The following is a 20678-nucleotide window of genomic DNA, read 5'->3' as shown; positions in this document are numbered from 1 at the left end:
CAGTGTCGCGGGATGGAGCAGCCCGGTAGCTCGTCAGGCTCATAACCTGAAGGTCGTAGGTTCAAATCCTACTCCCGCAACCAACGCCATAATATTGGTCGATGACATAGCGACGCCCCTCTTAGGGGCGATGTTGTCGTCTACGGATCATGCCGTTTTATGCTTGCCGCTTCACGAAATCGACAAAGGCTCGCAGCGGGGCCGGAAGGTAGCGGCGGCCCGCATAATATAGAAATGGGCCAGCAAATGGCGGACACCAATCCTCCAGCACCGGTTCCAGCGCGCCGCTGTCTAGTTCCGGGCGCATCCAATCCTCGAAAATACTTGTGAGACCAAGTCCGCCGACCGCCGCCTGAATGAGCAGATCGGAAGCGCTGCCGGGCTGACTGATCAGCGGCCCATCGGGATTGATGCGGACGATTTCGCCATCCTTCTCAAGCTCCCATGTCGTTAGCCGGCCACCGGCAAAACGACCGCACAGGCAACGGTGCTGGAGCAGGTCGCGTGGATGTTGGGGACGGCCGTGTTCAGCGAAATAGGAAGGCGCACCGACAATCATAATGCGCTGGGTACGTGGGCCGATCGGCAGCGCGATCATGTCCTGCTCCAACCGTTCATCATAGCGGATACCTGCGTCATAGCCGCCGCCGACCATGTCGATGAAACTATCCTCCGCGGTGACTTCGATCCGGATTTCGGGATATTCCTTCAGGAAAGGCACTATGACTGGCGCGAGGGCGGTGCGCGCGATGTTCGCAGGAACGTTGAGCCGCAGCGTGCCTGCGGGACGGTCGCGGAAATCGTTCACCGTATCGATCGCATGCACGATCTCGCTTAGTGCCGGGCAAAGGCTTTCGTACAGTTGTCGCCCGGCCGCGGTGGGGGTGACACTGCGGGTCGTACGGTTGAGCAGGCGGACGCCAAGACGGGTTTCGAGCCGTCTTATCGCCTCGCTGAACCCCGATGCCGAAGCGCCGGAGACACGCGCTGCGTCGCGAAAGCCACCTGCCTCTACCACGGAAACAAAGGTGGCCAGATCATCAAGCTGTCCATTCATTGTACGATCTATCACACAGGCTATCCAGTATTGCACGGCTTATCGTGCAATCATTCAGCTCATATAAGGTCATGACGAAAGGAAATTTGCCATGATCTCCAAGACTTTTCCATTTGCCGGCCGTACCGTGAACCGCATGGGTTATGGCGCTATGCAGCTTGCCGGCCCTGGCGTCTTTGGTCCACCGAAGGATCATGAAGGCGCCATCGCCGTGTTGCAGGAGGCAGTGGCGAACGGAATCAATCATATCGACACCAGCGATTTCTATGGCCCGCATATCACCAACCGCCTCATCCGTGAGGCGCTGCACCCCTATCCCGCCGACCTTGTGCTGGTGACGAAGGTCGGCGCAGTGCGCGGCGATGATGGATCCTGGAATCCTGCTCTTTCACCCAACGAGCTGCGTCGTGGGATAGAGGATAATTTGGCCAATCTCGGCTTGGATGCCATCGATGTCGTCAATCTGCGTGTGATGATGCCGGATGCCGCTGACATCGGTCTTCCAACCGAAGGGTCAATCGGGAAAATGTTCGAACCACTCGCCGAATTGCGGCAGCGTGGGCTGATCCGGCACCTGGGACTTAGCAACGTCACCGCCGCGCAGGTCGCAGAGGCACGGACGATTGCTCCCGTGGTGTGCGTGCAGAACCAGTATAATATCGCAATGCGCCATGATGATGCCCTGATCGACACGCTAGCGGCGGCTGATATTGCCTATGTGCCCTTTTTCCCGCTGGGCGGGTTCAGTCCCATCCAGTCCGAAGCACTCACCATCATCGCGGAAGAGGCCGGTGCGACGCGGATGCAGTTGGCTCTCGCCTGGTTGCTCCACCGCTCGCCCAATATCCTGCTGATCCCCGGCACCTCCTCGATCGAACATTTGCGGCAAAATCTCGCGGCCGCCGCCTTCAAGTTGGATGACGAATTGTTCGCGCGGCTTGATGCGATCGGTCAGAAGTGACACGATCTTTCCACCGAACAACGCTGTGAGCACTTTATTCATTCACTTTGGACAGCCGGCTGCAAAGTTGTGCTCCCGTAATCCCCAGAGTTCGTGCGGCAGAGGAAACATTCCCATCATTCATCCGCAGGGCTTCTTTAACCAGGGCCTTCTCCGACTCTCGCTCCCCGATGATCATTGCAAGCGCGCCGCGATATTCCTGGGTCAGGACCGTTTTTGCGGAATATCGCTGCGGTTGAAGAGGTGATATGTGTCGATGGGCTCACCCTCTTCCGTCCGATTTTCTTTTGAAGGCGGTCAGAAACAAGTCTATCAATGGCGGAATCCTATGGGAGGATCAGGCGGATGGGCCAGAATTGCGCCTTTCCTCCATGTCCCGTTTCCAGCGTTGGCGAAGCGCGGCGGGTCGGCTGTCATAACGGTCATCGAGGAATCGGGCCGCGACGATGCGGTCGGTGCGGAAGTGCCGGAAGCCCCGTCTCAACTCGCACCAAGCGGCCAGCATTCTCGTATCGTCCAGAAAGCCGAGAATGATGGGCCAGACCACCCGGTCGGTCCGCGCGCCATGCTGGTCGAGATATTCGATTTGGATTTTGCGTCCCTCGCGAATCCATTCGCGAACGCGGGCCAGATCGATGCGGTCGGCTGCCGATGCTTTGGCTGGCCGCGTTCCGCTGGCCGGATAGGCGATGATCGGGCGGAGCCGTTCGGGCACCACGCTGGTGATCTTGGCGATCAGGTCGCGGGCCGCGTTCGCCAGATCCCGATCGCCCCGGCCCGCCACCCATTGCGCGCCCAGCACCGCCGCCTCGATCTCATCCGGCGTCAGCATCAGCGGCGGCATGTCGAACGCGTCGTCCAATATGTAACCAAAACCCGGCTCGCCCTGTATCGGCACGCGCTGGGCAATCAGGTCCGCTACATCGCGATAGACGGTCCGCTGCGACACCTCCAACTCACAGGCCATCTCACCCGCCGTCACCGGATGGGAGGAGCGCCGCAATATCTGGATGATCTGGAATAATCGGTCCGCTCGACGCATCGTCCTGCCTCCTGCTGACAGGATGCTGTCAGCAGGGTCGTCCTACAAGGGGGAATCACTCCGCGCCATCGGTCGCAGGGTGAGTTTCCACCGAGGAGAATTCCATGATCACCCTGTTCCATGCGCCGCAGTCGCGTTCGTCCCGCATCATCTGGTTGCTGGAGGAGTTAGGCCTTCCCTATGAGATTCGTCCCGTCTCCATCTTTCGCCCGATGACCGGCGAAGGCCAGCCGGACATGGCCAACCCCCATCCGGACAAACGGGTGCCCGCCATCGTTCATGACGGCGTGTTGCTGGCGGAGTCCGTTGCGATTGTGCTCTATCTGCTCGACACGTTCCCGCAGGCGGGGCTTGCGCCTGCGCCGGTCGATCCGCGTCGTGGCGACTATCTCACCTGGATCGGCTGGTATGCCACCGAACTGGAACAGGCGCTGTTTGCAGGCCTGTCCGGCGATCTTGCCGGATCGCCGCAAAAGCAACGGGCGCATGAGGCCGTGGTCGCCAGATTGCGGGCCGCACTCGACCAAGGGCCCTATGTGATGGGCGACCAGTTCACCGGCGCGGATTTGCTGATCGGCAGCGCTCTTGCCTTCGGGCGCCCTGCCTTCCCGGCGGATGGGGCTATCGATGCCTATATCGAGCGGTGCCGCAGCCGCCCGGCTGCTGTCCGGGCAGCGGCATTGGACGATCAGTCCGGGCTTCAACTCTCCTACGAGCAGGCTTGACGCCGGTATCCGCCAACCATACCGTCCCGCGCCAGTTCATATCGTTTTCGGAGACTACGCCCATGGAAGAAATCGCCAAGGAGCGTCCCCCCGGATATCGATATTCGCGGCGCGGGACATTGGCGCTCATCCGCGAACTTTCCGTCATCGACAACCGCCGCAACGCGCTGCTGCTCATTCTACAGTGGGCGATTGCGATTGGGGCTGGAGCGGTCGCGATCCAGGTCGACCGGGTTCCGGTTTACCTGCTGGCGGGCCTCGTCATCGGATCGCGCATTCAATGCCTTGCGGTGATGATGCATGACGCCTGTCACGGGATGCTGTTCAGCAATCGCCGCGTCAACGATCTGATAGGCGACATTTTCGTCGCCTATCCGCTCGGCTTCAGCATCCATCTGTACCGCGCCAATCATTTATTTCACCACCGCTACACCAACACCCTGCGCGACCGCGACTATCGCGTCCAGCGTCGGGATCCCGACCAGCATTTCCCGAAAAGCCCGGCTGCCATGGTCTGGCTGCTGGTCCGCAGCGTGACGGGCCTCAATTTCTACCGAATGGCGCGGGACAGCCGGATATGGGCGCCTTTCGCCAATTTCCATAATCCCGGCCGCTTCGACTATGATTATAGCCTGGGGCTGCGCATCCGCTATGTCGTCTGGGCCATATTCTTCTATGGCCTGATCCTGTGGTCGCCCTGGCGCTGGCAGATATTGGCACTTCTCCTGATCCCGCAATTCATCTGGGCGAATGTCTTCAACCGGATTCGGGCGATAGCGGAACATAATGGCGTCGCCGATGAGCAGGAGCTCAACGGCACACGCACGATCATCCCGACATGGCTCGACCGGTTCCTGATCGCGCCGCTCAACGTCAGCTATCATCTGGAACATCATCTGTTCCCGTCCGTGCCCTGGCCCAATTTGCGCCGGCTGCACGTCCATTTGATGACCGACCCCGCCTATGTGGCGGGCGCGCACATCACGCAGGGCTATTGGGGCGTGATCAGGGAATTGATGCCGCCGCCCGCGTCAGCAGGCGCCGACCTGCCCGCCACGCACTCCTAGGCTATTACCCCGCCAATCCTTCCACGCCCCGCGCCATGCCCGGCCCCCAGAGCGACACGGTGAAGAACCAGGTCGCAATGGCGACGAAAATGGTGGCCGCGATCAGCGCGAGCGCCGCCGGGGTTTCCTTCTTCGGAACGCCGGCCCCGTCTCCTGCCCGGATGAAGAATTCGGCGACCAGCAGATTGGGGATATAGAAGAAGAAGGCCATGATGGCGTCGAACCAGCCGTGGAAATGATTTGTCCCCAGATTGCCCATGGCAAGAAACCAGAGCGCATATTCCATGCGGTAGAGCCACGATCCCACGGTCAGGGCGAAAAGGCGGATGGCCCAGGCGCGATGCGCGTCGAACCGGCGCTGCCGGGCTAGGGTGAAGGCCCGTTCGGCGCACAGGATCATGAGTGCGCCGTAGATGCCGAAGCCGACGTCCATCACCGGTCCGCCGATCGTTCCCTTCACCAGGATGAAGATCGACCCGCCGACGCCCGCCAGCGCCGCCGCGCCGACATAGAGGCGGCCGAGCCACCGGTGGAGACGAGGGGCTGCGCGGCGTATCGGACCGATGAGTTGGATGGGGCCGAGCAGCAGCAATATCCCCCCCGCCGCGAAATGGAGGCCGATCGCGATCACCGCCGAGGGAAGGGCCGGGTCGTGAAGGCCGCGCAGCGCCCCGTTCCATCGCTCGGCCAACCCGCCCAGGGCCGATCCGCCGAAAAAGACCAGTATATAGGCGCCGAACAGGATTCCGCTGGCCCAGACGGTTGCGACCAGGGCCTGGGAACTGCGGCGAAGCAGCGCGCCTGCCTTCGCGCTCTGCGCCAGGGCCGCCTCAGGTGCGATCATTTCCATTTGAATCTCCGGCTTTTCGCTATCATGTCCGCCGTGCCGACAGTTTGGACGTGGACGAGTTCGGCGCAGATATGTATCATATGATATATTTCTATCAAGCGATAATAATTGGACGGGAATCCGCATGAACCCTTCTCCCTCCCAGCCGCCGCTTCGCCCTTCGGAAGGCGGCTATGCCAAGGGTGAGCAGACGCGCGCCCGGCTGTTGGAGGCGGCGCTCGACTGTTTCGGGCCGGACGGCTTCGAAAGGGTGACGACGCGCCAGATCGCGAAACGGGCCGGGGTGAACCTGCCCGCGCTCACCTATTATTTCGGCAGCAAGGAGGGGCTTTATCTGGCCTGCGCCCAGCATATCGCCGGTCAATATTCGGAGGCGCTGAATCCGGCGGCGGTGCAGGCGCAGGAGGCGCTGGACGCCGGGCTTCCCGCAGCCGTCATCGGAGAGCGGCTCAAAGGGTTGATGGCGGCCCTGGCCCGCTTCCTTCTCGCGTCCAGCGACGCGGTGAACCGCAACCTGTTCATCCAGCGTGCAATGGCGAACCGCAGTCCCGCCTTCGACTATCTCTACGACAGGCTCTGGGGGCCGGGCATCGAATTTGCGGCGGTGCTTGTCGAGCGTGCCGCGGGCGGCCGCCTGACGCCCACCGAAGCCGGGGTGCGCGCCGCGCTGATGATCACCAGCCTGGCGGGTTTCGGTGAAGGGCGGGCCGTGATCGAGCGCGCGATCAGCGAGAGCGATCGCATCGATTATGCCATCGCGGCGTTGAATGAGCAGATCGATGCGCTTGTCCGGCCTGTTGTTGCGGCGCATCCGGCGCCCTTCGCGGCTATGTCTACGACTGCCGGGGAAAAGCCGTAAGTCGATGCAGCTTGCATCCGATTTTCCGGATTGGGCGAGCCATTCGGATTGTTGATCGGAAAATTTCAGCCCATGTCGTCATGGCTGATTCCGGTTTCGACAATTGTTTCGGATGAGATTTCGGTATGATTTCCGGCGGAAACTGATTGGATGATCAGTGAATGGTTATCATTCACCACCCGAATATTGTCATCGATTTCCGAGAAATTTGCGACGACATGCGGCTTTTGGACGATGAACTCTTCACATGATTGAGTTCGGCATCTTCATCCATAACCCGAATGACCGCCATTCATTAAATTCCCTCGAACCATCCGTCCGACATGATACGGAAATCGAATGAAGATCATTCGGCGAAACAATAAGTTAAAAGAATTTCGGGTCGCTCGATCTCATGACGCTGGGAAGCGAGGAAATATGGCGGACCGCTTCGGCGGTCTTTCGCCCGCTTCCTGCGGTTAATGCCGAAAAAAGCCCGGCTTCACCCCCCTGAAGCCGGAAATGACGTGTGTTTTGGAGAGAGTGATGCGTAAATTCAGTGTTTTAGGAGTTGGAATCTGTCTGATTGGCCTGGGGACGGCATTTCCCGCCCACGCCACGGACGGATATTATCTTACGGGGGCAAATGCGCGGGCCACCGGCATGGGGGGCGTCGGGATCGCGCTGCCTCAGGGGCCGGAAGCGGCGACGATCAATCCGGCCGGGGCCTCCTTCGTGGAGAGCGGATTCGAGATCGGCGCTCAACTCTTCATCCTGAACACCCGCACCACGGGCCTGTTCCTGCCGGGCAACGATGTGAAGGGTCATCAATATCAGCCGATCCCGGACTTCGGGGTGAATTATCACCTGAACGACCGGGTGACGCTCGCCGTCACCTCCTTCGGCGGCGGGTTGGGCCAGAGCTACAACAAGCCGTTCCTGCCGGGCATGGGCTTTTCCAAGGAACGCGCCAACTTCATTCAGGCGGGGATCGCGCCCGTCGTCGCGCTGAAGCTTCGCGACAATCTTTCCATCGGCGTCGGGATCGGCCTGGTCAACGAATTCTTCCGCGCCAGGGGCGTCATCGTGCCAACGGCCCAAGGACCGGCCCAATTGCCCAATCACGGATGGAGCCATGCATTCGGCGTGGGCGGGCGGTTCGGCGTCCTGTGGAAGCCGACTCCATCCTTGGCCATCGGCGCCACCTATATGACGAAGGTGCGGATGTCCCGCCTGAAGGGCTATGATCAGGATCTGCTGGCGGGCCTGGGAGGGACCATAGACACGCCCGAACAAATCGGCGCAGGCATTTCGATCAAGCCGAACGCGCGTTTCGCTCTCGGCTTCGACTTCGTCCGGACCAACTGGAGCGACGTGAAGGCCTTCAGCGAGCAGGCGGGTTTCGGATGGCGCGATCATAATATCTTCAAGATCGGCGCCTCCTACGATTTGACGCCGGGCCTGACGGTTCGCGCCGGCACCAGCCTTGCCAAACGGCATTTCAGCAGCGATTTCGTCTTGGCGAACGTCAATACTCCGGGCACGGCATCCCGTTCGCTGACCTTCGGCTTCACCAAGCGGTTGGGCGAGAAGGATGAAATCACGTTCAGCGCGGACTATGAGCTGAACGGCAAGGTGGTCGGAACCGGCCACAGCGCGGGAACCACGCTCAAATCGCGTTACGGCTTCGCGGGGGTCAGCTTCTCCCATCGCCTGTGACGTCCTGAATGGCAGCGCCGACGGCGGGCTATTTCCGGCCGTCGGCGCGAACGTCATTAACATGTCCCTAACCTTGCTCCGCTATGCCGAAGGAGCATCGCGGCAATCATAGGCTCGCCGCAGGGATATGGTTAAGATGATCGCTGTTCAACAACTCCTGCGGGCGAGACATGCGCGCATCCTGCTGGCGACCGGTCTGATCGGCGTCGGGGCCATGGGCTTCGCGCCCTATATATTGAACGATGTTTCCACCCAGGCGGCGATCAACGCGCCGCTGATCCGGCTCACCGCCGCCGCCGACGGCACGGTGGCCGATCTTCCCGCCGACGGACGCTATTTCGACCGGACCACCGCGATTGCCCTGCTGAACCTGTCGCAGGACACGGGCGCGGTCGCGGACCTCAAGGCCGAAGCAGAACTGGCGCAGACCGAAATGTCGCTTAGTCAGCGGCAGTTGGCGGAACTGAACGGCCAGACGCAACGGCTGACGCAGCGTGCCGCGCTCTTTTCGGGCGCGATGGGCGCCCGCCTGACCGCCGACCGGGATGCCGCGCAGGCCGATCTTGCCGGTTGCCGGGCCGAGCGGGCCGAACAGGCCGCCAATCTGGCGCGCACCCGGACCCTGGCGGCGCAGGGCTTCATTTCCCCGGCCGGGGTGCAGAAGGCGGAGGCCGCGGCATCGCTGAAGAGCAGCAATTGCGAAAGCGCCGCCGCCCGGTTGCAGGCCATTCAGGTCACGCGGAATGCCGCGCAATCTGACGTCTTCGTGGGTGACAGCTATAATGACGCGCCCTATGCGGTGCAGCAGGCGGACCGGCTGCTGCTGCAAAGGCAGATGGTCGAAAAGACGCTGAGCGACGCGACGGCACGCTACCGCCAGGCCAGCCTGCGCCTGAAGGATGCGCAGGCCCGGTCGGGCTATCGCGCCCCCGCCGGAACATTGGTGTGGGCCGCGGCCGCCAGTCCCGGCGCGGCGATCCGCGCTGGCGAACCGGTGCTGGACCTGCTCGATTGCCGCCGCCGTTTCGTCCAGGTCGCCCTGCCGGAACGCAAGGCGGAGGTCATCGGTCCCGGCACGCCCGCCGATGTCCGCATGATCGGATCGGACCAGTGGTTGAAGGGCAGGGTGGTGAACATCACCGGCGCTGCTGGCCGCCGCAAGGAAGAATTGCTGGCCGCATCCAACTATTCCCTGCCGGAAGACCGGGAGATCATGGTCGATGTCGCGCTGCCCGCGCCTGAACCCCGTCAGATCAATGCCGGGCGGAAATGCGATGTGGGCCGCCTGGCCGAGGTGCGGTTCAGCCGCAGGCTCTGACGGACAATGTCCGGCATCGCCATAACGACGCCCTTCGCGCCGCTGGCCCTGCTGGCCGGACTGCTGCTGCTGTTCGGAAAGATATGGCCGTCGCGTCCCGGCCTGATCGCGACCATCGGCTGCACGATCCTCTACTATCTGCAATGGCGGATCAGCCAGACGATTCCCTGGGGTTCGGGTGCGCGCGCCTTATGCTGGCCGCTCATCTGCCTGTTCGTGGAAGTGGCGGCGCTGTTCGACGGCGCCATCCTGCTCGCCATACTGGCTCGCCCTCGCGACCGCTCGGCGGAGGCTGACCGGGGGGAGGCGCGGCTGCGCAGGGCATGGGACGAGGACGCCACCAGCCTGCCGCCGGTGGACGTGTTCATCGCCACCTATAACGAACCCCGCGAAGTGCTGGAAAAGACCATATTGGGTTGCCTCTCCCTTGAATGGCCGGATGCGCGGGTGTGGGTGCTGGACGACGGACGTCGGCCATGGGTGCGCGACCTGTGCGTCGCGAAGGGCGCGGGCTATGTCAACCGCCCCGATAACAAGGGCGCGAAGGCGGGCAACATCAATCACGGGCTGACGGTCACGCAAGCGCCGTTCGTCGCGGTGTTCGACGCCGATTTCGTGCCCCGGCGCGATTTCCTCCTGCGCACGATGGGCTTTTTCGACGAGGAGCGGATCGGCATCGTCCAGGTTCCGCACAGCTTCTACAATCATGATCCGATGCAGACCAATCTGGGCCTGCAACAGACGATGCCCGACGACCAGCGCTTCTTCTTCGAAGCGATCATGCCCGGCCGCGACGGGTGGGACGCGGCCTTCTGCTGCGGGTCGAATTCCGTCACGCGCAGGACGCTGTTCGAATCGATCGGCGGCGGGTTGCCGGAAGGATCGATTACGGAGGATATGCTGCTGACCATGGCCAGCCTGCGGCAGGGCTATGTAACGCGCTATCTGAACGAACCGCTTGCCTTCGGTCTGGCGCCGGAAAGCACCGCGGCCTTCTTCGTCCAGCGCCAGCGCTGGGCGCAGGGCGCGATCCAGATCCTCTATCTGAAGCAGGGTCCGCTGGGACCGGGGCTGAAGCTGCGCCATCGCCTGCTCTTCCTGCCCAGCGCATGGATCACCCAGGGCCTGCAATCGGTCTTCATGGTGCTGACGCCCATTCTCTTCATGCTGTTCAATCTGGCGCCGATGACCGGCATCGACCTCCAGTCCGTGATCCACTATGTCCTGCCCCTGATCGTCGCGATGATGAGCGGCATTACCCTGCTCGCGCCGGGCCGCTATTATCCGCTGGCGGCGCAGATATTGTCGATGTTCCAGACCTTTCGCATATTGCCGGTCGCTTTGCAGACGCTCTTCAAGCCGAAGGGGCTGGTCTTCAAGGTCACGCCCAAGGGATCGGACGCGGGCGGCAGCCCCTGGGAAAGCACGATATTATGCGGGGCGCTTTTGCTGATCGGGGTCAGCTTCGCGGGACTGATGATCAATGCGAGCGCCGACCGCCACATCGTGTCGCAGATGGGCCTGATGCCAATGGTCGCGCTGTGGACCATGCTGAACATGTTCATGCTGCTGCTGGTGGCGATGATGTGCCTGGAAAAGCCGCGCGTCCGCGGCGAGGAACGCTTCGCGTTGCGGCAGGGCGTGACGTTGCTGGGCGGCGACGGGCAGATGATCCGGTCGGACCGGGGCGACATATCGATTTCGGGCCTGGGGCTGGAAATGGACGAGCCGACGGACCTGCGGGTCGGCGACCGCGTCGAGATGGTGGTGCCCGATGTCGGCCTGGTGCGCGGATTTGTGCGCCGCGCAGGCAGGCGGATCGGCGTCGAGTTCGACTTCCATTCGGAGGAGGTTCGCGACCGGTTGATCATATCGCTGTTCACCGGATCGATCGAGGTCAACGCCCATCGTCCTTCCGCATCGGCCGCAGCCCTCGCAGTCGTCCGGCGGCTGTGGGCGGCGGATTTGAGCATTGCACAGGGCGTCCCGCGCCTGCCCGATGCGGCCCCCGTCCAGGAAAAGCTGAGCGCTCAGACGCGGATCATCGCGCCGTCCGGTCTATCCGACCGGTTGAAAGGACCGCTGGATTGGCAGGAAGCGCCGTTGAGCGCCACCGCCTGATCATGACGCTGCCGGTCCGGTCAGCCGACCGGGGCGATCAGATCGGGTTGAGGGCAGGGGCGGCCTGCTCCCTTTTCCTGCTCTTCTCGCCCTTTTCCTCCCGCATGGCGATGTCGACGTCGCGCTGGGTCAGGTGCAGATGGCTGCGCAGGGCTTCGCACGCTTCCTCGATATCGTCTGACAGCACGATGCGGGCCAGATCCTCGTGGATCGCGATGAAATCCTCCCGGCTGCGGACCTTGCGGATCATCACGTCGCGATAGCGACCGGCCTGGTCGAACAGCAGTTGCTGCATGGTCATCAGGCGCTCCGACGGGCAGCCCGCCACCAGCGCCGTGTGAAATTGCCTGTGGGCCAGTCCCACCGGATCATTATTGTCGATCCGCTCCAGGGTCGAGCGCGACACGGCCAGCCGCAGCCGTTCAAGCGCGGCGATCACGCCGACGGCCCATTCATCCTTGCGGACGGTCATCGAGTCGCGAAGCATGCCCGTCTCTATGATCTGTCGGGCGGTGGTGATGTCGGCCAGATCGTCCTCCGATAGCGCGGCGACTCGATAGCCCCTGTGGCTTTCCCCCGTCACATAGCCAAGCGACGTCACCATCAGCAGCGCTTCCCGCAGCGGGGACGCGCCGATTCCATAGCGCGTCTTGAGTTCCGTCACCTTGAGCTTCGATCCGGGCGCCAGCAGGCCCGACCGGATATCGGCCGTCAGCCTGTCCGCCGCTACGCGCGCCTGGGTTTCATCGACTTCCACTGGTCCCTCCTCTGGACTGAGGCAGGGATAGCGAAATGGCTGTTTCACGTCAAATTTAAAAATAAACGCTAAAAATGTAAATTAGCGATTGTGTGGCGGAGAATGATGGACTAGTCAGGATGGGCATCCAGATCGCTGCCCAGGCGACAACCCAAAGGGAGGGCCCCATCCATGCCACGCAAAATTCTTCTCACGACCGCCGCCATATCCGCGCTCATCGTCGCCGCGCAGGCGCAGGCCCAGCCGACCACGGGGGCAGCCGCTCAAAATAATAGCGGCCAGATCGGCGATATCGTCGTCACCGCGCAAAAGCGTTCGGAAAGCATTTCCAAGGTGCCGATGTCGATCACCGCCGTGTCAGCCGCCCAGCTCACCAGCAGCGCGTCGAAAAATCTTGAGGAACTTCAGGGCATCGTCCCTGGCGTCACCTTCCCCAAGCAGACGACCTATGGCGGCGCGCCCATCGTGATCCGGGGCACTTCGGGGCAGGGCACTTTCCTTGAGGACGATCCCGTCGCCGTCTATGTCGACGGCATCTATCAGGCGTCGAACAGCCGCTTCGGCGTGTCGGACCTGACCGACGTGCAGAGCGTCGAGATTGTCCGGGGCCCGCAGGGCACGCTGCAGGGCCGCAACGCGACCGCGGGCGCCATCCTGATCCGCACGGTCGATCCCGGCGATGAGCTGTCCGGTTTCGTCCGCGCCTCGCTGGCCGATCCGCTGGAATATCGGGTCGAGGGCGCGGTGTCGCTGCCGGTGTCCGACACGTTCGGGATACGTCTGGCCGCTGATCATTTCGATGAGCGCGGCTATGCGCGCAACCTCTTCAACAACCAGCATATCGGCGGGCAGGTCGCCAGCAATTTCCGCGCCGTCCTGAAGTGGGAGCCGGACAGCCCCCTGTCGGTGCGGCTGGCCCTGAATTATCAGCAGTTGAGCAACCGGCAGGCCGCCGCGCGCTGGGCGGCGACGACCGTCACCACGACGGGCCGCGCGGTCGTCGCGCCGACGCCCTATGTGTCTTTGCCGGGCGCGCTGGAGGATCAATATCTCGACAGCAAGCTCGACCTCAACATCACCTCGCATAACAAGCAGAAGTCACCAAGCGCGGCGCTTGAACTTCATTATGATCTGGGATCGGTCGAAATCGTATCGCTCACCGGTCTCAGCAAGGCGACCAATGACGGCACTGCCGATTCCGATGGTCTGGGAACTGTAGACACCAACGGCGTATCGTTGAACGACACGGCCAATGGACAGCTTCGTCAGGCGTTCAACCAGGGCCATATCACCGGCAACCAGCAGACGCAGGAATTGCGCCTTCAGTCCGTCGGGAACGGCCGCTTCAAATGGCTGGTGGGTCTGTTCGGTTCCCGCGCCTTCGACAAGTTCGCGTTCGACATCACCAACCGCAAATTCACGACGGCGATCAATCAGGTGGCCGCTTTCCGGGCGCGGCAGGTCAATTATTCCGGCGCGATCTTCGCCGACGGCACCTTCAAGCTGATCGACGAACTCTCCGTGACGGGGGGCATCCGCTATACGAAGGAAAGCAAGCTGTTCAGCAACAGCTTCACCGTCACCAACCTGGATACGGGGCTGGTCCTGACCGGCCCCATCCGCAGCGCGCCGCCGCGGGCCAAATGGGATGACGTGTCCTACCGCGCCGGTCTCAACTATCAGGTGACGCCCGATACGCTGCTTTATGTCAATTATAGCAAGGGCTTCAAATCCGGCGGTTTCAACGCCTTCGGCGTCGGGCCGACGCCGGCCTTCAACCCGGAAAAGCTCAATTCGTTCGAGGCGGGTCTGAAGGCCTATTTCCTCGACCGGCGCGGCTATGTCGCCATATCGGGCTACAGCAACAATTACGACAATCTGCAAGTCACGGCGGGCGTCCCCACGGGTGGCGTGATCGTCCAGAATGCCGCCAGCGCGAAGATCAAGGGCTTTGAGATAGAGGGCGAGTTCAAGCCCATCGATCACCTGACCCTGAGCGGCAACGCCGCCTATACCGACGCGACCTATTCCAGCTTCCGCAACGCCCAGGCGGTCGGCGGCGAACTTGTCGACGCGACCGGCTTTCGGCTGCCCAATACGCCGAAATGGCAATATTTCGTGCAGGCGGATTATGGGATGGACCTGACGTCGTCCTGGCGGGCCAATTTGCAGCTTTCCTGGCGCTGGCGCGACATGGTCTATTTCTTCGGGACCAACCAGTCGCGCAATCTGCGCGGGGAGGCCTATGGCGAACTGGGCGGGCGCATCGAACTGACGCAGACCGACGCGCAATTCTCGGTCGCTCTCTATGCGCGCAATCTGCTCGACCGCCGGGTCGTGGCCAGCGAGCAGGTGCAGTTCGCCTATCCTGTGGCCTTCTTCAACGAACCGCGGGTCGTCGGCGTGGCGCTGAGCAAGAAGTTCTGAGCGGGGACAGGGTCATGACGGATATTTCGGTCACTGCCGCACAGGATGACGGGAAGCTGTTGCGGAATGCGCGTGTCCGTTGGCTGACGGAACGTTTCGGCCGTTTCTGCGTGGCCTTTCTCTTCATCGATGCGGCGCGTTACCATGTCTCTCCCCATGGCTGGGTGGCGACGCTGGGCGACATGCAGGCACGGGGCGTACCCGTGCCTGAGGTCGCGCTGATCGTCGCCATGATCGCCTCCACGCTGCTCGCCCTGGCGCTTCTCTTGGGCATCAGGGAACGCTGGGCGGCGCTTGGACTGGCGCTCTACACCGCCAGCGTTTCCTGCGTGATGTACAACCCGTTCGCCGGGCTTGGCTATGGCGCGCTGGTGCTCTTCCTGAAGGACGTGTGCATCTTCGGCGCGCTGCTGACCCTGTCACAGTCGCTACAGGGCGCGCCCTGGCCCCGGCGCGGTTGATGAGCGCCGATTACTTCAAGGTTTTCCGGGAAATAAATCATGCATCTCCTGACGTTCGCGAGCGATAACGGACCCCGGCTGGGGGCTGTCGATCATGAAGGCGGCATCGTCGATGTCGCGGCGCGGAACCCCGATCCGGCCTTCTCGTCCATGCAGGCGCTGATCGAGGCGGGGCCGGAAAAGCTGGACCTGCTGCGCGGGGTCGTCGCCGCATCCGGGCCGTCCCTGCCGGTCGACGCCATCCAATGGCTGCCCCCGCTGCCGCAGCCGACCCAGATGCGCGATTTCATCGTCTTCGAAGAACATATGCGCATGGCGGGATGGAACGGCGCGCGGCTGCGCGAGCAATGGGGCGCGCCGCCCGCGCCGAGCGAGCCGCCGCCGGTTCCGGCCGTGTGGTACGAACAGCCGATCTACTATAAATGCAATCGCTTCGGCATGTCCGCGCATCTGGATCAGGTGAAGTGGCCGTCCTATTCCCGCGTGATCGACTATGAGCTGGAAATCGCCTGCATTATCGGCACCGGCGGCCGCGACATAAAGGTGGAGGACGCGCCGAAGCACATATTCGGCTATACGATCCTGAACGACCTGACCGCCCGCGACGCGCAGTTCAGGGAGATGCAGGGGCCCCTCGGCCCGGCCAAGGGCAAGGATTTCGACGGCGCCAACGTGCTGGGGCCGGTCGTGGTCACGGCCGACGCCATCGACCCCGCCGCGCTGCGGATGCGGGCCTATGTCAACGACGATCTGTGGAGCGATGGGTCGTCGGCGACGATGCACTGGTCCTTCGCGCAGATGATCGCCCATGTCAGCCAGTCCGAAACCCTCTATCCCGGCGAGATATTCGGGTCCGGCACGGTCGGCGGCGGATGCGGCCTGGAACTGGGCCGATTCCTGAAACATGGTGATATCATCACGCTGGAGGTGGACGGCATCGGCCGCCTGACCACCACCATCGATGCACCCCATGTGCCGCAGGGAGTCAGGCTATGACGAAGCGTCCCATCTTCATCGACATCTCCATGCCGATCAGCGCGGAGATCATCACCGATCCGCCGCCGTTGCAGCCCCGGATCAGCTATGTCGGGCATAAGGAAGGGGCGGGGCATATGCTGCCCTTCTTCCCCGGCCTCGCTGTCGAGGATCTGCCCGACGGCGAGGGCTGGGCGGTCGAGGACATCAGCCTGACCACCCATAGCGGCAGCCATATGGACGCGCCGTGGCATTATCATTCGACCACCGACAACGGCGCGCGCCGCGCCCCGACGATTGACGAAGCGCCGCTCGACCTGTTCTGGCGTCCGGGCGTCAAGCTGGATTTCCGGCACTTTCCCGACGGCTATGTCGCGACCGCGGCCGATGTGGAGGCCGAACTGGCGCGCATCGGCCATGACCTGCAACCCTATGACATCGTGCTGGTCAATACGTCGGCGGCGGCGGCCTATGGCGGGCCGGACTATGTCGCCAGCGGGTGCGGTCTGGGCCGGGAGGCGACGCTCTACCTTACCGAACGGGGCGTTCAGGTGGTGGGGACGGACGCATGGTCCTGGGACGCGCCGTTCATTTATACGGCGCGCCGCTATGCGGAGACCGGCGATCCGGCGATCATCTGGGAAGGGCATAAGGCGGGCCGGGAACAACCCTATTATCAGATGGAGAAGCTCCATAATCTGGAGAGCCTGCCGCCGCACGGATTCACCGTGTCCTGCTTTCCCGTGAAGATCGCGGGGGCCGGGGCGGGCTGGATTCGCGCCGTCGCCATGCTGGAGCAAGAGGCATGAACGAGTTCCGGCGCGGCTGGCCGCTGCTTCTGGGCGCGTTCATCGGCATTTCGGCCGGGGTCAGTTCGCTTTATTTCTATTCGTTCGGCATATTCCTGAAGCCTGTCGGCGAAGCGTTCGGCTGGAGCCGGGGCCAAGCCTCGCTGGGGCCGCTGGTCGGCACGCTGGGGGCGGCCATCGCCAGCATCCCGACAGGACGGCTGACGGATCGCTTCGGCCCCCAGCGCATGGCGCTTGTTTCCTTGTTGCTGCTTGCCCTTGGGCTGGCGGGGCTGGGACTGGCGACGCAGGGGCTGGCGAGCTTTCTCCTGCTCACCGCGCTGCTTTCCGTCGCCACGGTCGGGTCCACGCCGCTCAGCTATACGCGGCTGATCGTGGGTTTTTTCGAGGCGCAGCGCGGCCTTGCGCTGGGGCTGACGCTGGCCGCGACGGGCATCGGGGCGATTTTGACGCCGATGCTGCTGGGGCCGTTCATCGCCGTTCATGGCTGGCGCGCGGGCTATCTTCTGCTGTCGGCCATCGTCCTGCTGAGCATCCCGCTGGTCGCGCTGCTGATCCGCAACTATCCCGCACCCCGCGTGGAATCCGCGTCGGCTCCCCCGCTGGCGCTGATCGCCGCCTCCCGGCCGTTCATCCTGCTGTCGGCCATCTTCCTGCTGGCGTCCGCAGCGATACTCGGTTCCGTGGTCCAGTTTCCCGCCATGTTGAGCGATTACGGGCTAAGCCCGGTCCAGGCCGGGGCAACCGCCGGGGCCATCGGCATATCGATGATCGTCGGACGGGCGATTTGCGGCCTGCTGCTGGACCGTTTCGCGGCGCGCCTCGTTACCTCCGCCTTCTTCCTCCTGTCCGCGCTCGGCCTGTTCGCGCTCGCCTATGGCGGTCTGCCCTTCGCGCTTCCCGGCGCCATCGCGCTTGGCCTGTCCGTGGGGGCGGAGGCCGATCTGCTGGCCTTCCTCGTCGCCCGGCTGTTTCACCGGCAGGCCTATGGCGTCGCCTATGGCAGCATCTACGCGATGTTCCTGCTGGGCGCGGCGCTTGGGCCGGCGCTGGTCGGCGTCAGCTATGAACTTAGCGGCGGATATATGGTCCCCTTCACGATCAACGGCGGCCTGTTGCTGCTGGCGGCGCTGCTGGCGTTGCGCCTGGGCGCGCCGGGCCGCTCCAATTCCGACATCTCAGCTCCAATAGCCAATTCCATGGAAGGTATCCCATCATGACCGACGATCTCACCGTTGCCACCTATGATGTCGCGGACGGCATCGCCTGGTTGCGCTTCAACCGGCCGACCAAGAAGAATTGCATGAATCCCGCGCTGAACCGCCGCATGCTCGAATTGCTGGACGAGATCGAATATCGCGAGGATGTCGGCGTCCTCGTCCTCACCGGCGAAGGCGATAGCTGGTCCGCGGGCATGGACCTGAAGGAATATTTCCGGGAAAATGAGGCGAAGGGGCTTGGCGCGGTGCGGCAGGCGCAGCGGGAAGCCTATGGCTGGTGGCGGCGGCTGCGCTGGTTCCACAAGCCGACCATCGCCATGGTCAACGGCTGGTGTTTCGGCGGCGGTTACGGCCCGCTCTATGCCTGCGACCTGGCCATCGCCGCCGACGAGGCGCAATTCGCGCTTTCGGAAATCAACTGGGGCATCCTGCCGGGCGGCGGCGCGACTAAGGTGGTCGCCGAACTGCTGCCGATGCGCGACGCCATGTATCATGCGCTGACCGGCGAACTGATCGACGGGCGCAAGGCCAGCGAGTGGCGGCTCGTCAATGAAAGCGTGCCGCTGGCGCAACTGGCCGAGCGGGTCACGGCGCTTGCCAATGTCCTGCTGTCCAAGAACCCCGTCGCGCTGAAGGCCACCAAGGACGCCGTCCGCCGCGTGCGCGAGATGAGCTATGACAATGCCGAGGATTATCTTGTCCGGATGCAGGAAGCCGCCAACAGCTTCGACAATGACGGCCGCAAGGAGGGTATTCACCAATTCATTGATGAGAAGAGCTACAAGCCGGGGCTGGGCGCTTATGACAAGGACCGGGCGGTCGGCTGATGTCCCCCTCCATCGACGCCATCGCCACCCATGCGGCGCATCGGCCCGCCGCTCTCGCGGTCCATGACCTGGAGAGCGGCAGGCGGTGGAGCTATGCCGCGCTCGACCGCGATGTCGACAGGGTGGCCCGGTGGCTGATCGCGGAGCTTGGCCCGGCGAGCGGCGAGCGGGTGGCGGCGATTGCGCGGAATTCGGCGTGGCTGCTCATCCTGCACCTCGCCTGCGTTCGGGCCGGGGCGATCCATGTCCCGCTGAACTGGCGGCTCGCGCAGGCGGAGATCGCGCAACTGATCGATGACGCCCGGCCCGCCTTGCTGTTTCACGACAGCGTCTTTGCGCAGCATGGCGGCGACGTGAGAAGCATGGACCTGCTTGCGTTGGAGCGGGTGGGGCTGGAACTGGGGGAGGGGCCTGCGCCCACGGCGCGGCGCGGGGCTGATGAAGCCTCCACCATTCTCTACACGTCCGGGACGAGCGGACGGCCCAAGGGCGTCGTGGTGACGGAGGCCAATGCCTATTGGGGCTGCGCCAATTTCATCGCGGGCAATGACGTCACGGTTCGCAGCGTCTTTCTGGCCGACATGCCGATGTTCCATACGGCCGGGCTGTTCGCGGCGGTTCGCGTGCCCCTTCAGGCGGGGGCGGCGGTGCTGATTTCCCAGGGGTTCGATCCGGAAAGGACGCTTGCCCGGATCGCTGACCCGGCGCTGGGCGTCACGCATTATTTTTCGGTGCCGCAGATGGCGCAGCGGCTCTGGCAGCAGCCGGGTTTCGATCCTGCGATGCTGCGCGGCCTTACCGTCTATGCGATGGGCGGCGCGCCCAATCCGGCGGCCCAGATCGAGCGGTTCGTGCGCGCGGGCGTGCGGATGTCGGACGGCTTCGGCATGTCGGAGACGGGTTCCAGCTTCGGCATGCCGTCGACGGACCCGCATCTGCTGATCGCGAAGGCTGGGTCGTGCGGGCTGCCCTATCTCTCGCTGCGGGCGCGGATCGTGGATGAGCATGGCCGGGATGTGGGCGTCGGCGAGCGGGGAGAGTTGTGGCTGTCCGGTCCCAGCGTGACGCCGGGTTACTGGAACCAGCCCGCGCTCACCGCCGCCGCCTTTTCCGATGGATGGTTCAGGACCGGGGATATCGCCCTGCGCGATGCCGATGGCTTTTTCTTCCTGGTGGACCGGAAGAAGGACATGTTCATTTCGGGGGGCGAGAATGTCTATCCCGCCGAGGTCGAAGCCGTGCTGGCCGAGATCGAGACCATCGCCGAGGCCGCCGTGATCGGCGTGGCCGATCCCAAATGGGGCGAGGTGGGCCATGCCTATGTCATCCCCGCCCCCGGCGTGGAGTTGAGCGAGCGGGCCGTACTGGACCATTGCCGAGCGCGGATGGCGGGATTCAAGGTGCCCGCCCGCATATTCCTGGTCGACGCGATCCCGCGCACCTCTTCGGGCAAGGTCCAGAAGCACATCCTCCGCCTGAGCACCGCCCAATGAAAGAAATCCAG

General features: G+C 63.3%; 19 protein-coding genes and 1 tRNA gene. 15 read left to right on the top strand and 5 right to left on the bottom strand.

Annotated features, from left to right (window positions below):
* Positions 1-6: 6 nt before the first annotated feature.
* A tRNA-Met gene (locus BV95_RS10810) sits at positions 7-83 on the top strand.
* 74 nt (positions 84-157) lie between these two features.
* On the opposite strand, the gene BV95_RS10805 is transcribed toward BV95_RS10810, so the two are convergent.
* Complete coding sequence (locus BV95_RS10805) at positions 158-1093, bottom strand: LysR family transcriptional regulator (RefSeq protein ID WP_338057865.1); 936 nt, start codon at positions 1091-1093, stop codon at positions 158-160.
* Positions 1094-1148: 55 nt separating this feature from the next.
* Here BV95_RS10805 and BV95_RS10800 point away from each other — a divergent pair, with 55 nt between their 5' ends.
* Positions 1149-2018: an aldo/keto reductase family oxidoreductase gene (locus BV95_RS10800; protein ID WP_037451235.1), complete on the top strand. Its 870-nt coding sequence runs from the start codon at positions 1149-1151 to the stop codon at positions 2016-2018.
* A gap of 34 nt (positions 2019-2052) precedes the next feature.
* Here the strand turns inward: BV95_RS10800 and BV95_RS24925 are convergent, their stop codons facing one another.
* Positions 2053-2196: a helix-turn-helix domain-containing protein gene (locus BV95_RS24925; protein ID WP_081873348.1), complete on the bottom strand. Its 144-nt coding sequence runs from the start codon at positions 2194-2196 to the stop codon at positions 2053-2055.
* 159 nt (positions 2197-2355) lie between these two features.
* Positions 2356-3060, bottom strand: coding sequence for a helix-turn-helix transcriptional regulator (locus tag BV95_RS10795; RefSeq protein WP_037451234.1), 705 nt, complete (start codon positions 3058-3060; stop codon positions 2356-2358).
* 104 nt (positions 3061-3164) lie between these two features.
* Here BV95_RS10795 and BV95_RS10790 point away from each other — a divergent pair, with 104 nt between their 5' ends.
* Positions 3165-3785: a glutathione S-transferase family protein gene (locus BV95_RS10790; protein ID WP_037451232.1), complete on the top strand. Its 621-nt coding sequence runs from the start codon at positions 3165-3167 to the stop codon at positions 3783-3785.
* A 62-nt stretch (positions 3786-3847) separates the two neighbouring features.
* Complete coding sequence (locus BV95_RS10785) at positions 3848-4852, top strand: fatty acid desaturase family protein (RefSeq protein WP_037451229.1); 1005 nt, start codon at positions 3848-3850, stop codon at positions 4850-4852.
* Between the two features lie 4 nt (positions 4853-4856).
* Here BV95_RS10785 and BV95_RS10780 read toward each other — a convergent pair whose 3' ends face one another.
* Positions 4857-5702, bottom strand: a complete 846-nt coding sequence (locus BV95_RS10780) for a DUF2306 domain-containing protein (RefSeq protein ID WP_037451226.1) — start codon at positions 5700-5702, stop codon at positions 4857-4859.
* Between the two features lie 124 nt (positions 5703-5826).
* On the opposite strand from BV95_RS10780, the gene BV95_RS10775 reads away from it, so the two are divergent.
* From BV95_RS10775 to BV95_RS10760, 4 genes are all read left to right on the top strand, one after another.
* On the top strand, positions 5827-6561 hold the full coding sequence (locus BV95_RS10775; RefSeq protein ID WP_234703150.1) for a TetR family transcriptional regulator: 735 nt from the start codon (positions 5827-5829) through the stop codon (positions 6559-6561).
* Positions 6562-7086: 525 nt separating this feature from the next.
* Complete coding sequence (locus BV95_RS10770; protein WP_037451224.1) at positions 7087-8259, top strand: OmpP1/FadL family transporter; 1173 nt, start codon at positions 7087-7089, stop codon at positions 8257-8259.
* Positions 8260-8395: 136 nt separating this feature from the next.
* Positions 8396-9577 carry an HlyD family secretion protein gene (locus tag BV95_RS10765; protein WP_037451221.1) on the top strand — a complete coding sequence of 394 codons (1182 nt, stop codon included), beginning with the start codon at positions 8396-8398 and terminating at the stop codon, positions 9575-9577.
* Positions 9578-9583: 6 nt separating this feature from the next.
* Positions 9584-11698, top strand: a complete 2115-nt coding sequence (locus BV95_RS10760; protein WP_051749714.1) for a glycosyltransferase — start codon at positions 9584-9586, stop codon at positions 11696-11698.
* A 37-nt stretch (positions 11699-11735) separates the two neighbouring features.
* Here BV95_RS10760 and BV95_RS10755 read toward each other — a convergent pair whose 3' ends face one another.
* Positions 11736-12455, bottom strand: coding sequence for an FCD domain-containing protein (locus tag BV95_RS10755; protein ID WP_051749713.1), 720 nt, complete (start codon positions 12453-12455; stop codon positions 11736-11738).
* 171 nt (positions 12456-12626) lie between these two features.
* Between BV95_RS10755 and BV95_RS10750 the strand changes: the two genes are divergently transcribed.
* Genes BV95_RS10750 through BV95_RS10720 form a run of 7 tightly spaced genes read left to right on the top strand, consistent with a single transcriptional unit; the run spans position 12627 to position 20667 of the window.
* The gene (locus BV95_RS10750; RefSeq protein ID WP_037451218.1) at positions 12627-14882 is read left to right on the top strand and encodes a TonB-dependent receptor; all 2256 of its coding nucleotides are present in this window, start codon (positions 12627-12629) and stop codon (positions 14880-14882) included.
* 14 nt (positions 14883-14896) lie between these two features.
* Complete coding sequence (locus BV95_RS22715) at positions 14897-15343, top strand: DoxX family membrane protein (protein ID WP_051749712.1); 447 nt, start codon at positions 14897-14899, stop codon at positions 15341-15343.
* A gap of 39 nt (positions 15344-15382) precedes the next feature.
* Entirely contained in the window at positions 15383-16339 is a 957-nt protein-coding gene (locus tag BV95_RS10740; RefSeq protein ID WP_037451215.1) for a fumarylacetoacetate hydrolase family protein, read from the top strand.
* Positions 16336-17127, top strand: coding sequence for a cyclase family protein (locus tag BV95_RS10735; protein WP_037451212.1), 792 nt, complete (start codon positions 16336-16338; stop codon positions 17125-17127). The genes BV95_RS10740 and BV95_RS10735 overlap by 4 nt, the downstream gene beginning before the upstream one ends.
* The gene (locus BV95_RS10730) at positions 17124-18347 is read left to right on the top strand and encodes an MFS transporter (protein WP_037451209.1); all 1224 of its coding nucleotides are present in this window, start codon (positions 17124-17126) and stop codon (positions 18345-18347) included. The genes BV95_RS10735 and BV95_RS10730 overlap by 4 nt, the downstream gene beginning before the upstream one ends.
* Positions 18344-19174, top strand: a complete 831-nt coding sequence (locus BV95_RS10725) for a p-hydroxycinnamoyl CoA hydratase/lyase (protein WP_037451206.1) — start codon at positions 18344-18346, stop codon at positions 19172-19174. The genes BV95_RS10730 and BV95_RS10725 overlap by 4 nt, the downstream gene beginning before the upstream one ends.
* The gene (locus BV95_RS10720) at positions 19174-20667 is read left to right on the top strand and encodes an AMP-binding protein (RefSeq protein WP_037451205.1); all 1494 of its coding nucleotides are present in this window, start codon (positions 19174-19176) and stop codon (positions 20665-20667) included. Before BV95_RS10725 ends, BV95_RS10720 begins: the two co-directional genes overlap by 1 nt.
* Positions 20668-20678 lie beyond the last annotated feature (11 nt).

Source organism: Sphingobium chlorophenolicum (assembly GCF_000722875.1).
Classification (GTDB): Bacteria; Pseudomonadota; Alphaproteobacteria; order Sphingomonadales; family Sphingomonadaceae; genus Sphingobium; species Sphingobium chlorophenolicum.
Note: the sequence above shows the minus strand (reverse complement) of the source record. Positions and strands in the feature narration are given on the sequence as shown.

Coding starts and splice junctions, on each gene's coding strand:
- BV95_RS10800 (WP_037451235.1), top strand. CDS start 1,149: ATGATCTCCAAGACTTTTCCATTTGCCGGCCGTACCGTGAACCGCATG.
- BV95_RS24925 (WP_081873348.1), bottom strand. CDS start 2,196: ATGATCATCGGGGAGCGAGAGTCGGAGAAGGCCCTGGTTAAAGAAGCC.
- BV95_RS10795 (WP_037451234.1), bottom strand. CDS start 3,060: ATGCGTCGAGCGGACCGATTATTCCAGATCATCCAGATATTGCGGCGC.
- BV95_RS10790 (WP_037451232.1), top strand. CDS start 3,165: ATGATCACCCTGTTCCATGCGCCGCAGTCGCGTTCGTCCCGCATCATC.
- BV95_RS10785 (WP_037451229.1), top strand. CDS start 3,848: ATGGAAGAAATCGCCAAGGAGCGTCCCCCCGGATATCGATATTCGCGG.
- BV95_RS10780 (WP_037451226.1), bottom strand. CDS start 5,702: ATGGAAATGATCGCACCTGAGGCGGCCCTGGCGCAGAGCGCGAAGGCA.
- BV95_RS10775 (WP_234703150.1), top strand. CDS start 5,827: ATGAACCCTTCTCCCTCCCAGCCGCCGCTTCGCCCTTCGGAAGGCGGC.
- BV95_RS10770 (WP_037451224.1), top strand. CDS start 7,087: ATGCGTAAATTCAGTGTTTTAGGAGTTGGAATCTGTCTGATTGGCCTG.
- BV95_RS10765 (WP_037451221.1), top strand. CDS start 8,396: ATGATCGCTGTTCAACAACTCCTGCGGGCGAGACATGCGCGCATCCTG.
- BV95_RS10760 (WP_051749714.1), top strand. CDS start 9,584: ATGTCCGGCATCGCCATAACGACGCCCTTCGCGCCGCTGGCCCTGCTG.
- BV95_RS10750 (WP_037451218.1), top strand. CDS start 12,627: ATGCCACGCAAAATTCTTCTCACGACCGCCGCCATATCCGCGCTCATC.
- BV95_RS22715 (WP_051749712.1), top strand. CDS start 14,897: ATGACGGATATTTCGGTCACTGCCGCACAGGATGACGGGAAGCTGTTG.
- BV95_RS10740 (WP_037451215.1), top strand. CDS start 15,383: ATGCATCTCCTGACGTTCGCGAGCGATAACGGACCCCGGCTGGGGGCT.
- BV95_RS10735 (WP_037451212.1), top strand. CDS start 16,336: ATGACGAAGCGTCCCATCTTCATCGACATCTCCATGCCGATCAGCGCG.
- BV95_RS10730 (WP_037451209.1), top strand. CDS start 17,124: ATGAACGAGTTCCGGCGCGGCTGGCCGCTGCTTCTGGGCGCGTTCATC.
- BV95_RS10725 (WP_037451206.1), top strand. CDS start 18,344: ATGACCGACGATCTCACCGTTGCCACCTATGATGTCGCGGACGGCATC.
- BV95_RS10720 (WP_037451205.1), top strand. CDS start 19,174: ATGTCCCCCTCCATCGACGCCATCGCCACCCATGCGGCGCATCGGCCC.